This is a genomic window from Pseudomonas sp. Seg1 (assembly GCF_018326005.1).
GTDB lineage: Bacteria > Pseudomonadota > Gammaproteobacteria > Pseudomonadales > Pseudomonadaceae > Aquipseudomonas.
In genome coordinates this window covers 2494510-2506563 of record NZ_AP021903.1, presented here as the reverse complement: position 1 = coordinate 2506563, position 12054 = coordinate 2494510, and the positions used below count along the sequence as shown (strand labels likewise).

12 protein-coding genes are annotated in these 12054 nt (G+C 60.9%); 10 read left to right on the top strand and 2 right to left on the bottom strand.

From position 1 onward, the window contains the following. The first annotated feature begins 11 nt into the window (after nt 1-11). Both KI231_RS11110 and KI231_RS11105 read left to right on the top strand, forming a co-directional pair. Nucleotides 12-677, top strand: a complete 666-nt coding sequence (locus KI231_RS11110) for a CoA transferase subunit B (protein ID WP_103306906.1) — start codon at nt 12-14, stop codon at nt 675-677. An 11-nt stretch (nt 678-688) separates the two neighbouring features. After that, nucleotides 689-1870: an acetyl-CoA C-acetyltransferase gene (locus KI231_RS11105; protein WP_213028246.1), complete on the top strand. Its 1182-nt coding sequence runs from the start codon at nt 689-691 to the stop codon at nt 1868-1870. 146 nt (nt 1871-2016) lie between these two features. On the opposite strand, the gene cobF is transcribed toward KI231_RS11105, so the two are convergent. Together cobF and KI231_RS11095 are read right to left on the bottom strand one after the other, a co-directional pair. Further along, nucleotides 2017-2772 (bottom strand): precorrin-6A synthase (deacetylating), encoded by a 756-nt coding sequence (cobF, locus tag KI231_RS11100; RefSeq protein WP_213028245.1) that lies wholly within the window; start codon nt 2770-2772, stop codon nt 2017-2019. Continuing rightward, nucleotides 2772-3341, bottom strand: coding sequence for a histidine phosphatase family protein (locus KI231_RS11095; RefSeq protein ID WP_213028244.1), 570 nt, complete (start codon nt 3339-3341; stop codon nt 2772-2774). The genes cobF and KI231_RS11095 overlap by 1 nt, the downstream gene beginning before the upstream one ends. Before the next feature lie 330 nt (nt 3342-3671). On the opposite strand from KI231_RS11095, the gene KI231_RS11090 reads away from it, so the two are divergent. The 8 genes from KI231_RS11090 to KI231_RS11055 all read left to right on the top strand — a co-directional run bounded on the left by KI231_RS11090 (nt 3672) and on the right by KI231_RS11055 (nt 11945). Then, nucleotides 3672-4526 carry a MurR/RpiR family transcriptional regulator gene (locus KI231_RS11090; protein WP_103306903.1) on the top strand — a complete coding sequence of 285 codons (855 nt, stop codon included), beginning with the start codon at nt 3672-3674 and terminating at the stop codon, nt 4524-4526. Between the two features lie 2 nt (nt 4527-4528). Continuing rightward, nucleotides 4529-5173 carry a cysteine hydrolase family protein gene (locus KI231_RS11085; protein WP_103306902.1) on the top strand — a complete coding sequence of 215 codons (645 nt, stop codon included), beginning with the start codon at nt 4529-4531 and terminating at the stop codon, nt 5171-5173. Then, entirely contained in the window at nt 5170-6501 is a 1332-nt protein-coding gene (locus KI231_RS11080; RefSeq protein ID WP_103306901.1) for a type I glutamate--ammonia ligase, read from the top strand. Before KI231_RS11085 ends, KI231_RS11080 begins: the two co-directional genes overlap by 4 nt. Beyond that, nucleotides 6485-7237 (top strand): N-formylglutamate amidohydrolase, encoded by a 753-nt coding sequence (locus KI231_RS11075; RefSeq protein WP_213028243.1) that lies wholly within the window; start codon nt 6485-6487, stop codon nt 7235-7237. Before KI231_RS11080 ends, KI231_RS11075 begins: the two co-directional genes overlap by 17 nt. 91 nt (nt 7238-7328) lie before the next feature. Further along, nucleotides 7329-8678, top strand: a complete 1350-nt coding sequence (locus KI231_RS11070; protein WP_213028242.1) for an APC family permease — start codon at nt 7329-7331, stop codon at nt 8676-8678. Nucleotides 8679-8795: 117 nt separating this feature from the next. Further along, complete coding sequence (locus KI231_RS11065) at nt 8796-9812, top strand: arginine N-succinyltransferase (RefSeq protein ID WP_213028241.1); 1017 nt, start codon at nt 8796-8798, stop codon at nt 9810-9812. Between the two features lie 61 nt (nt 9813-9873). Beyond that, on the top strand, nt 9874-10908 hold the full coding sequence (gene astA / locus KI231_RS11060) for an arginine N-succinyltransferase (RefSeq protein ID WP_103306897.1): 1035 nt from the start codon (nt 9874-9876) through the stop codon (nt 10906-10908). Nucleotides 10909-11075: 167 nt separating this feature from the next. Next, nucleotides 11076-11945 carry an oxaloacetate decarboxylase gene (locus tag KI231_RS11055; protein ID WP_213028240.1) on the top strand — a complete coding sequence of 290 codons (870 nt, stop codon included), beginning with the start codon at nt 11076-11078 and terminating at the stop codon, nt 11943-11945. Nucleotides 11946-12054: the final 109 nt, after the last annotated feature.

Genomic DNA, 12054 nt, shown 5'->3' with positions numbered 1-12054 from the left:
AGAATAAGAACATGGCACTTTCCCGCGAACAAATGGCTCAGCGCGTCGCCCGCGAAATGCAGGACGGCTACTACGTGAACCTCGGTATCGGCATTCCGACCCTGGTCGCCAACTACATCCCCGAAGGCATGGAAGTCATGCTGCAATCGGAAAACGGCCTGCTCGGCATGGGCCCGTTTCCGACGGAAGACACTATCGATGCCGACATGATCAACGCCGGCAAACAGACCGTGACTGCACGTATCGGCGCGTCGATTTTCAACTCCGCCGAATCCTTTGCGATGATCCGCGGCGGCCATGTCGACCTCACCGTGCTGGGCGCGTTCGAAGTCGACGTCGAAGGCAACATCGCCTCGTGGATGATTCCCGGCAAACTGGTCAAGGGCATGGGCGGCGCCATGGATCTGGTGGCTGGCGCCGACAATATCATCGTGATCATGACCCACGCCTCCAAGGACGGTGAGTCCAAGCTGCTATCCAAATGCAGCCTGCCGCTGACCGGCGCCGGCTGCATCAAGCGTGTGCTGACCGACCTCGCCTACCTGGAAATCGAAAATGGCGCTTTTGTCCTCAAGGAACGCGCACCTGGCGTCAGCGTCGAGGAAATCGTCGCCAAAACCGCTGGTAAACTGATCGTCCCGGATCACGTACCGGAAATGCAGTTCGCTGCCGAGTGAGGAATTCGAAAATGCAAGATGTCGTCATTGTTGCCGCCACGCGTACCGCGATCGGCAGTTTCCAGGGCTCCCTGGCCAGTGTTTCCGCTGTAGATCTGGGCGCTGCGGTGATCCGTCAGTTGCTGGAGCAGACCGGCCTGGACGGTGCTCAAGTGGATGAAGTGATCATGGGTCAGGTGCTGACTGCCGGCGCCGGCCAGAACCCGGCGCGTCAGGCCGCGATCAAGGCTGGCCTGCCCCACGCCGTACCGGCCATGACCCTGAACAAGGTGTGCGGCTCGGGCCTGAAGGCTCTGCACCTCGGTGCGCAAGCTATCCGTTGCGGCGACGCCGACGTGATCATCGCCGGCGGCCAGGAAAACATGAGTTTGTCCAACTACGTGATGCCGGGCGCCCGCACCGGTTTGCGCATGGGCCACGCGCAAATCGTCGACACCATGATCAGCGACGGTCTGTGGGATGCGTTCAACGATTACCACATGGGCATCACCGCCGAGAACCTGGTCGAGAAATACGAGATCAGCCGCGAACAGCAAGATGCCTTCGCTGCCGCGTCCCAACAGAAAGCCGCCGCAGCCATTGAGGCCGGGCGTTTTGTCGATGAGATCACGCCGATCCTGATTCCACAGCGCAAAGGCGATCCGGTGGCATTCAAGGTTGACGAACAACCGCGTGGCGATACCACCGCCGAGTCGCTGGCCAAGCTTCGTCCAGCGTTCAAAAAGGACGGCAGCGTCACTGCCGGCAACGCTTCGTCGCTGAACGACGGCGCTGCAGCGGTGATCTTGATGAGCGCCGAAAAAGCCAAAGCGTTGGGCCTGCCGGTGCTGGCGACCATTGCCGCTTACGCCAACGCCGGTGTCGACCCGGCAATCATGGGCATCGGCCCGGTTTCGGCCACCCGTCGCTGCCTGGCCAAGGCCGGCTGGGACATTGGCCAACTCGACCTGATCGAAGCCAACGAGGCCTTCGCCGCGCAATCGCTGGCGGTGGCCAAAGATCTGCAATGGGATCTGGACAAGGTCAACGTCAACGGCGGCGCGATCGCGCTGGGTCACCCGATTGGCGCATCGGGTTGCCGCGTACTGGTGACCCTGCTGCATGAAATGATCAAACGTGATGCGAAAAAGGGTCTGGCGACCCTGTGCATCGGTGGCGGTCAAGGCGTAGCCCTGGCGCTGCAACGCGTGTAACGAGCAATACAGACAGCGGGCGGATCCACGACATCCGCCCGCTGCCTGCCCTGCTTAGCTGCATTCCTGCAGGGGATTGTGTCGGTTACAAATCAAAAGTGTGGGAGCGAGCCTGCTCGCGAAGGAGCCCGTCCAGTCAGTGAAATCTATGGCTTGCGCAGCAGATACGTATCCATGATCCACCCATGCTCCAGCCGCGCAGCCTTGCGCACCCGTTCGATTTCATCCGCCACCTCCCCCAGCTTGCCGCTGATCAGGATCTCATCCGGCGTCCCCAAGTAAGCCCCCCAGTAAATCTCGGTCTGTGGATCAGCCACATGGTGGTAGGAATCTTCAGCATCGAGCATCACCACCAGACTGTCCGCGTCACTGACCTTGCCAGCCGCCAACCGCCGGCCCGTGGTGATTTCCACCGAGTTTCCGATGGTGTTCAGCGGCACCTTGTGCTGCGCGGCCAGCGCCTGAACGCTGGTAATCCCCGGGATCACTTCAAACTCGAAGGCACAGCGGCCTTGCGCAAGAATCGCCTGCAAAATCCGAACAGTGCTGTCATACAACGCCGGATCGCCCCACACCAGAAAACCGCCGCACTCACCGTCAGACAATTCGTCATTGATCAGCCGTTCGAAGGTTTGCTGCTTGGCGCGGTTGAGATCATCGACGCTGGCGCTGTAGTCCACATCACCGCGCTTACGCTCCGGGCTGTTGGCCTCGGCGAAGCGGTACGTCGGATCGGTGATATAGCGCTCGCAGATTTCGCGACGCAGATCGATCAGTTTGTCCTTGCTCTGGCCTTTATCCATCAGAAAGAACACATCCACGCGGTTCAGCGCTTTCACCGCCTGCATCGTGATGTAGTCCGGATTACCGGCGCCGATGCCAATCACCAACAGTTGTTTCATCAGCGTGCTCCTTCAAGGTCGAGACCGGGCAAGCGCAGTCGCCAGAGACCGGTAAAGCGCAATTCGATCACCGACAGCGGCTCGACATCAATGCAATGAAAGGCTGAGCCGCCCATCATCTGGATCAGCGCGGCGCGGATGACGAACGGATGGGTGACCGCCACCACGTGGCCCGGCGTGGCTTGCAAACTTTGCAGCCACGCTGCCACACGCTCACAAAGCTGGGCCACCGATTCACCACCATGAGCTGTGGCGTGAGGATCTTCCAGCCAGGCCTGCAGCGCCGCGTCTTCCTCACGCTGCAGATCCTTGATCGCCCGGCCGTGCCACCGCCCCCAATCACAATCGCGCAGTGCCTCGTCGACTTGCGCATCGGCACCGAACCACCGAGCCGTCTGGCAAGTGCGCAATTCAGGGCCGCAGATCAGACGTCGCGGGGCTGCGAAACGCCCGGCCAGCGAGTCAGAAGCCAGCGCAGTGTTTTCAACAGGCTCATTCGTAGGAAAACACGCCAATTTTTGTGCGACGGTTCGCGCATGGCACATCAGGGTCAAACGGGTGGTCTGCACGATTATTCACTCTGTCGAGAGTCATGAAAATCCACGGCGCAATGCCGAATCGAGGGCAATTGTGCCGTAAACCGGGGGTTCAGGGGGGCTTGATGCAATGTCGCGAAAAAGTGACTTAAGCGCAAAAACGGTAATGTCTGACATGGCTATGGGCAATGGACTACAAGACCTGTCGACTCCGGTGTAGCCCTTGTTACACGGGCGTCTTGCTTCATTTTGGGGCCTTTTCAACAGCACGAAGAATTCACTAGACATGTAGCGCCAGTTACATAAATACTGTTTTAACGGATTGTGAAGCGAATTCGACACACCCATCCAGCAGGAGCCAGGATGCCCCCTCTCAGAGACTTGATCACCGACCCCGGCCTCGATCTTACGCCGTCGGAACGTAAAGTCGTGCGCGCCTTGCTGGACCAGTACCCGAGAAACGGCCTGGGGCCGATGGCGCGTCTGGCCGAACATGCCGGAGTCAGCGATCCGACCATCGTACGGCTGGTAAAAAAACTCGGTTTCGGCGGTTACGCCGAATTCCAGGATGCGCTGCTCAGCGACATGGACCATCGCCTGCGCTCGCCTCGTACGTTGTTGCAACCTCGCGCGCAACAGCACAAGGATGACGCCTGGAGCCACTATCTGGCTGACAGCCATCGCTTGTTGGTCGATACACAATCGCTGACCCAGCCTGAAGATGTGCGCATCCTCACCGACTGGCTGCTCGATGCCCGGCATCAGGTGTATTGCTTCGGCGGGCGTTTCAGCAGCCTGATGGCGACTTACCTGCTCAATCACTTGCGCCTGTTGCGCCCCGGTTGCTTTGCCCTGGAGGACAACGCGCAACTGCCGGATCGACTGTTCGATCTGCAACGTCAGGACGTGGTGCTGGTATTCGACTACCGCCGCTATCAGACCCAGGCCCTGCGCGTCGCCAGTGCGGCGAAAAACAATAGCGCACGCGTGGTGTTGTTCACTGACATCTACGCCTCGCCGCTGCGCGAAATGGCCGACCTGATCATCAGCGCCCCGGTGGAATCGGCCTCGCCGTTCGACACCATGGTGCCAGCGCTGGCACAGGTCGAAGCGCTGATCGCCTGCCTGACCCTGCGCACCGACAATCTGGCCGATCGCCTGGAAGGCATCGACGCCCTGCGCAACGACTTCAACACCCACCTGCTGGAGGATAAATAAGGATGTTCAGCCTTCCCCACCGCTCGCCGCGGGACTTGCCCTTTGTCACCGATCACACTGCGTTGTTGTTGGTGGACATGCAGCGTGCCTGGCTCGAACCGCAATTCGACCCGCACCTGAACGGCCCGGACGCCGAGTATTTCCTGACCCGTGCACACATGCAGGTGGTGCCCAATCAGCGACGTTTGCTCAGCGCCTTTCGCGAGGCGCGGCAGAACGTGCTCCATACCATTATCGAAAGCCTGACCGCCGACGGCCGCGACCGCTCGCTGGATCACAAACTGTCGGATATGCATCTGCCCAAGGGCAGCGTGCAGGCGCGGATCATCGAAGACCTGACCCCGGTGGAAAATGAAATCGTCCTGCCGAAAACCTCTTCCGGGGTCTTCAACTCGACCAACATCGACTACGTGCTGCGCAACCTTGAAACCCGTCACCTGATCATCGCCGGCATTGTCACCGACCAGTGCGTGGACATGGCCGTGCGTGACGCCGCCGACCGCGGCTATCTGGTAACGCTGGTCGAAGACGCCTGCGCCACCTACACCCCGGCGCGACATGACGCCTGCCTCAACGCGATCAAGGGCTATTGCTGGATCACCGACACGCAAACCGTGCTCGGCCGGTTGCAGGAGATGCGGCCATGAGCGCCCGCCTGACGCCGTTGCCGATGACCACCATCGTCACCACCGACCTGATCGGCATCACCCGTGGCCGCTCGTTTCCCACCGATGAGCTGGAACACTACCAAGCCGCCGGTTGTGGCTGGGTGCCGGCCAACAGCGCGCTGACGCCGCAGGACATCATTGCCTCGACCAATCCGTGGGGCGCCTATGGCGACTTGCGTCTGATCCCCGACCTGAGCAGCCGCGTTACCGTCAGCAACGGCCCGGATCCCGAAGCGCCCGCGCTGGACTTTATCCATGGCGACATCCGCGAAACCGATGGCCGGCCGTGGGGTGCCTGCCCGCGCACGCTGTTGCGCGACGAAATCGAACGCTATCGCGATCAACTCGGCTTGCAGGTCAATGCCGCGTTCGAACATGAATTCAACCTGCACGCAGGCTTTGCCGAACACCTGGCGTTTTCCCTCGAAGCCCAGCGCCAGGGCGCCGAATTCGGTGGCTGGCTGCTCAGCGCCTTGCGTGCCGGCGGTGTCGAACCGGAAATGTTCCTGCCTGAATACGGCAAGCACCAATACGAAATCACCTGCCGCCCGACGCTTGGCGTCGCCGCGGCGGATCGTGCGGTCAATGTGCGCGAGATCACCCGCGAGATCGCCCGGCAAATGGGCCTCGACCTGAGCTTCGCGCCGAAAACCGCAGCCGACGCGGTGTGCAACGGCGTGCACCTGCACGTCAGCCTGCTCGATCTGGCCGGCCAGCCGATGCTCTACGACGCCGGCACCAGCAATGGCCTGTCGACCCTCGGCCAGCATTGGGCGGCGGGCATCCTGCATTACTTGCCGGCGTTGTGTGCGTTCACCGCACCGACGCCGGTGTCGTACGAGCGTTTGCAGCCGCATCACTGGAGCGCGTCGTACGCCTGCCTCGGCCAACAGAACCGTGAAGCTGCGTTGCGCATTTGCCCGACCGTGACCCTCGGCGGCAAACCCGTAGCCACGCAATTCAACGTCGAGTTCCGCGCCATGGACGCCACCGCCTCGCCGCACCTGGCCATGGCCGCACTGTTGATTGCCGGACGCCTGGGCATCGAACAGCGTCTGGCCTTGAACGCGATCACCGATGAAATGCCCGATTCACTCAACGACGAGCAACGCAAGGCCCGGGGCATCGTCGCCCTGCCCGCCTCGCTGGCCCAGGCCCTGGATTGCCTGCGCGACAGCGCCGCCTTCAACGAATGGCTGCCCAAGCCGTTGCTCGACACTTACCACGCCCTGAAAACCGAGGAACTGGCGCTGACGGAACAGCTCTCGCCCGCTGACCTGTGTGAGCACTATGCACGCCTGTACTGAATCCGCCGAGCTGGGGTTGTACACCCGACCGGTCTACAACCTGAGCCGCGCCGACTCGACGCACCCGTTGATTCTGGTGTGCGAGCACGCCAGTCGCTACATCCCCGAGGCCCTGAACAATCTGGGCCTGGACGATGTCGCCGCCCGTGAACACATTGCGTGGGACATCGGTGCGCTGCAACTGGCCGAACGATTGTCGGAGCAACTCGGCGCAACGCTGCTGAGCGCCAACTATTCGCGGCTGCTGATCGACCTCAATCGCCCACGGCATGCCCCCGACAGCATTCCCGCGCAGAGCGAGATCTATCAGGTGCCGGGCAACCGTGAGCTGGACGAAGCCGCGCGCGAATACCGTCGGCAGACGCTGTTCAAACCGTTCCACGCGCGTTTGCAGACACTGATCGACGAGCGCATCGCCATGGGCCAACCGGTGCGAGTGGTCGGGATTCACAGTTTCACCCCGGTGTACTACGGCCAGCCACGCTCGCTGGAAATCGGCGTGCTGTTCGGCCAGGCCAAGGCTTACGCCCAGCGTTTGCTCGACGGTCTCGAAAAACACCCGCTGAAAGTGGCCGGCAACCAGCCCTACAAGATCGATCCACTGGGCGATATGACCGTGCCCGTGCATGGCGATGCCCGGGGTCTGGATTCAGTGCTGATCGAGGTGCGCAACGACTTGCTGCGCAATCCCGAAGACGTGGCGCGCTGGGCTGGGTATCTGGCGCCATTGCTGTAAGAAAAAACGTCTGTAGAGACTGCTGATGCTGTAACGGATTACCGATAGAACAACTAAAAAACAATCGATGGCTGACAAGGAGTTGCGCTTCATGGAAATTGAAGAATTCGGCTACAAGCAAGAGTTGAAACGTAGCCTGACCCTCACCGACCTGGTGGTCTACGGGATGATCTTCATGATCCCCATCGCCCCGTTCGGTGTGTATGGCTACGTCAACGCCGAGGCACCGGGGATGGTGCCGCTGGCGTACATCATCGGCATGGTGGCGATGCTGTTCACGGCACTGAGCTACGGCAGCATGGCCAAGGCTTTTCCGATTGCCGGTTCCGTGTACTCCTACGCACAGCGCGGCCTCAATCAACACGTCGGCTTCATCGCCGGCTGGCTGATGCTGCTCGATTACCTGCTGATTCCGCCGCTGCTGTATGTGTATGCGGCCATGGCGCTCAATCACTTGTATCCGGACATTCCGAAAGTCGGCTTCATTCTGGCGTTTCTTGTCAGCGCGACCTTCGTCAACCTGCGCGGCATCACCTTCACCGCACGGATGAACATCATTTTCCTGCTGGCGCAACTGGTGGTGCTGGGGATCTTCCTGTTCTACGCCTGGAACGCCTTGCACAACGGCGGCGGTAACGGTGAGCTGACCCTGGCGCCGCTGTATCACCCGGAAACCTTCAACTTCGCCCTGCTGATGCAAGCGGTATCGATCGCAGTACTGTCGTTCCTTGGCTTCGATGCGATTTCCACCCTCGCTGAAGAAATCAAAGGCGACCCGGGCAAGAGCGTCGGCAAAGCCGCGTTGATCACACTTGTGGTCATGGGCGTGATTTTCGTTGCGCAAACCTGGATCGCTACCGATCTGGCCGCCGGCATGGGCTTCAAGTCAGCCGACACCGCGTTCTATGAAATCGCCGAAATCGCCGCTGGCAGTTGGCTGGCGACGCTGACCGGTGTGGCGACTGCACTGGCTTGGGGCGTGGCCGTGGCGATCACCTCGCAAGCCGCGGTCTCGCGCCTGCTGTTCGGCATGGCCCGCGACGGCAAGCTGCCGAAAGTGCTGGCCAAGGTCCACCCAAAACACAACACGCCGTACCTGAGCATTTATCTGGTGGCGGTGCTGTCGCTGGTGATCTGCTACCTGTTCATCAACTCGGTCGACACCCTGACCTCGCTGGTCAACTTCGGCGCACTCAGCGGTTTCATGCTGCTGCACCTGACCGTCATCAACTACTACTGGCGTCGGCAAAAGTCCGGTCAGGTTGTGCGCCACCTGATCTGCCCGGTGATCGGCTTCATCATCGTCGCGGCCATCATGTACAACATGGGCGTCGATGCGCAGAAACTCGGCCTGATCTGGATTGCCCTGGGTTTGGTGTACCTGTTCTTCCTCAACAAGCTCGGCGCCAGTACCGCGTTGCCTGACCCGAGCAACGGCTGACAAGAAAAAGAGCGGCGTCTGACAACAAATCAGGCGACCGCCGATTTAACGCGTGGAACCCGACAGTGATAGTCAGGTTCGGTGATTCGCCGAACCTTTTGATACAGGAGTACATCCATGCTGGTCTTACGCCCAGTCGAAGCGACTGACCTGACCCAGCTCCAACAATTGGCCCGCGACAGCCTGGTGGGCGTGACCTCCCTGCCGGACGACAGCGACCGCCTGCGCGAGAAAATCGCCGCTTCCTCTGCGTCGTTCGACAGCGACGCCGCGGCGCACGGCCCGGAAAACTACTTCTTCGTGCTGGAAGACCTGAGCAATCAGCGGCTGTTGGGCTGCTCGGAGATTCTCGCCACCGCCGGTTTCGACGAACCCTTCTACAGCCTGCGCAACCGCCACTTCACCAGTGCCTCGCGGGAACTGAACATTGAGCACGGCGTGCCGGCGCTGTCGTTGTGCCACGACCTGAACGATCACACCCTGCTGCGCGGTTTCCACATCGACTCGATGCTGGAGCGCACGCCGTTTTCCGAATTGCTCTCGCGGGCACGCTTGCTGTTCATCGCGGCCCACGCGCAGCGCTTTGCCGAAGCGGTGATCACCGAAATCGTCGGTTACAGCGACGAGAGCGGCAACTCGCCGTTCTGGGATGCGCTGGGCAAGCATTTCTTCGATCTGCCCTACGTCGAAGCCGAGCGTTTGTGCGGGTTGCAGAGCCGCACATTCCTTGCCGAACTGATGCCGCAATACCCGATCTACGTGCCGATGCTGCCGCAAGCGGCGCAGGACTGTATTGGCAAAATCCATCCGGACGGCCAGGAAGCCTTCGACATTCTTGAGCGTGAAGGTTTTGAAACCAACAGCTACATCGACCTGTTCGACGCCGGCCCGACGCTGTTCGCGCGCACGGCGAACATCCGCTCGATCGTCCACAGCCAGGTCGCCGCCGTTCAGCAACAGCCACAGATTGATGCGCGTGGCCGTTATCTGCTGAGCAACGATGCGCTGCACGGCTTCCGGGCCATCGTCGCCGAACTCGATTACCAGCCCGATCAACCGCTGTCCCTCACCCCTGCAATGTGTGCGGCGCTGAACGTGACCGATGGCAGCCAGATCCGCCTGATTGCCCTGTGAACCGCGCCCGGTTCCGCACCCAACGACAGTGCCCGAACAGGCGCGCAGAAGGAGTTACAGCATGATTGTCCGCCCGGTTAAAGTCAGCGACCTGCCAGCCTTGATGGCTCTGGTAAAACAGGCGGGCCCTGGGTTCACCACCCTGCCGGCCAATGAAGATCGCCTGTCCCACCGGGTACGCTGGGCGCAACGCGCGTTCGCCGAACAGGTGGAACGTGCCGACGCCGACTACCTGTTCGTGCTCGAAGACGATGACATGCGCGTGGTCGGCGTCAGCGCCATGGCCGGGGCGATCGGCTTGCGCGAGCCCTGGTACAACTATCGCGTCGGTTTGACCGTGAGTTCGGCGCCGAACCTGGGCATTCAGCGGCAGATTCCGACGCTGTTTCTCAACAATGAACTGACTGGCCAATCGGAGTTGTGCTCGTTGTTTCTGGGCCATGAGCATCGTCACGGCAGTAACGGGCGTCTGCTGTCGTTGGGGCGCCTGCTGTTCGTCGCCGAGTTTCCGCACCTGTTTGGCGAAAAGATGATCGCCGAATTGCGCGGCAGCGCCGATGAGCTGGGCTGTTCGCCGTTCTGGGATAGCCTGGGTCGGCACTTCTTTCAAATGGATTTCAGCCACGCCGACCATTTGTCGGGGCTGGGCAACAAATCCTTTATCGCTGAGCTGATGCCGCGCCAACCGCTGTACACCTGCATGCTCACTGAACAGGCCCAGGCGGCCATCGGCCAGGCACACCCCAACACCGAGCCGGCGCTGAAAATTCTTCAGGCCGAGGGTTTCACGCATAAGGGCTATATCGACATTTTTGACGGTGGGCCGGTGATTGAAGCGCCGGTCCGCAACATCCGCACGGTACGCGACAGCCTTGAGTTGACCCTGAGCCTCGGCAGCCCGGACGAACAGGCGCCTCTGTGGCTGATCCATAACCGCCGCCTGGAAAACTGCCGCATCACGGTGGCGCGGGCGCGTCGGGTCGGCAGCAGCCTGGTGATCGATCGTCTGACGGCCAAACGCTTGCAGTTGCAACCGGGCAATTCGGTCAGGGCGGTAATGTTGCCCAATCAACAGCAGCAGGCTGTGGCAGCCTGACTGTCCACTCCTTCGAAGATGAATCCTTTCAGCAGGAGATTCGTCGGCAAACAGCCACCTTGCAAATTCGTCATGATCCTTGACCCATTCGCGTGATAGCCTTTTCACTCTTCGGCGTTGACACCTTTGCTCAAGCCTTTCCATTCCTTTGTATTGGTGGAACTCGTATGACCAGGCTTTCTCATCAAGATTTGCGCCGTAACTTCCGTCAGCTGCTGGCCTCCGACACCTGCTACCACACGGCTTCGGTGTTCGACCCGATGTCCGCACGCATTGCCGCTGACCTGGGTTTCGAAGTGGGGATTCTCGGCGGGTCCGTGGCCTCATTGCAGGTGCTCGGCGCGCCGGACTTTGCCCTGATCACCCTCAGCGAGTTCGCCGAACAGGCCACCCGCATCGGCCGCGTCGCCCAATTGCCGGTGATCGCCGATGCCGACCACGGCTACGGCAACGCCCTCAACGTGATGCGCACCATCGTCGAACTGGAACGCGCCGGCGTCGCCGCCCTGACCATCGAAGACACCCTGCTGCCCGCGCAATTCGGGCGTAAATCCACCGATCTGATCTCGGTCGCCGAAGGCGTCGGCAAGATCCGCGCGGCACTGGAAGCCCGGGTCGATTCGGAAATGGCGATCATCGCCCGCACCAACGCCGGCATTTTGCCGAACCAGGAAATCGTCAGCCGCACCCGCCAATATCAGGCCGCAGGCGCTGACGGCATCTGCATGGTGGGCGTGCAGGACTTCGATCAGCTTGAGCAGATCGCCGAACACCTGACCGTGCCACTGATGCTGGTCACCTACGGCAACCCGGCGCTGCGTGACGACAAGCGTCTGGCCGAACTGGGCGTGCGTGTGACCATCGATGGGCATGGCGCTTACTTTGCGGCGATCAAGGCAACCTACGACAGCCTGCGCGAACAGCGGCAGATCTTTACCCAGGCTTCCGACTTGAGCGCGACCGAGTTGACGCACACCTATACCCAGCCGGAGGAATACATTCTCTGGGCCAAGGAATACATGAGCGTCAAGGAGTAATAAGTTGGCCGGGCTGACGCCATCGCTGGCAAGCCAAGCTCCCACAGGTTATGCGGCCAGCTGCAAATTAGTGGTCATTCACCAAACCCTGTGGGAGCTGGCTTGCCAG